Origin of the sequence: Bradyrhizobium sp. CCBAU 11361 (assembly GCF_028128935.1) — a bacterium.
GTDB classification, from domain to species: Bacteria; Pseudomonadota; Alphaproteobacteria; order Rhizobiales; family Xanthobacteraceae; genus Bradyrhizobium; species Bradyrhizobium niftali.
In genome coordinates this window covers 1-803 of sequence record NZ_LBJZ01000076.1, presented here as the reverse complement: position 1 = coordinate 803, position 803 = coordinate 1, and the positions used below count along the sequence as shown (strand labels likewise).

Below are 803 nucleotides of genomic sequence, written 5' to 3'. Positions count from 1 at the left end.
TCGCAAGAGCGTGGAGCCGATGGCGGCGGTGACAGCTCCGGAACGGACGGCCGCCCAGCATCAATCGCTGCTGCATTTCGTCGGCAGCGGCGCCTGGTCGGATGAGAAGGTGCTGGGCAAGGTACGTGAGATGGTCCTGCCGGCGATTGAACGCCAGGGCCCCATCGAAGCCTGGATCATCGCCGATACCGGATTCCCAAGCAGGGGCGACATTCAGTTGGAGTTGCACGGCAATATTGCGGGCAGCTCGGCAAGCAGGATAATTGTCAGGTGGCGGTATCACTGTCGATTGCCAACCACCACGCCAGCCTGCCTGTCGCCTATCCCCTTTATCTTCCGAAGGAATGCACTGAGGACTGCGATCGGCGGCGCAAGGTGGGCATTCCTGCCGAAGTTGGCTTCCGGACCAAGCCGGAGATCGCGCTGGAGCAGTTGCGGTGGGCCTGTGCGAGCGGCCTTCCGCGCGGTGTTGTGCTGATGGACGCGGGCTATGGCAACAACAGCGACCTGCGCACGGAGATCACGGCGCTGGGATTGACCTATGTGGCGGGTCTTCTGTCGAGCACAACGGTATGGGCGCCCGGCACCGGTGCCTTGCCGCCGAAGCCATGGTCGGGCCGCGGCCGTCCACCGAAACTGATGCGCCGCAACCGTCAGCATCAGCCGGCCGCCGTCAAGGCGCTCGCGATCGGCCTGCCGGCCAAAGCTTGGCGCACCATCACGTGGCGGCAAGGAACGAGCGAAAAGCTGACCTCGCGCTTTGCACGCGTGCGGGTCCGTGCCGCGCATCGTGATTATTGGCA

1 pseudogene is annotated in these 803 nt (G+C 64.4%); it reads left to right on the top strand.

Going from position 1 to position 803, the window contains the following annotated elements:
- A pseudogene (locus XI08_RS09910) lies at positions 1-803 on the top strand (IS701 family transposase); the annotation flags it as partial.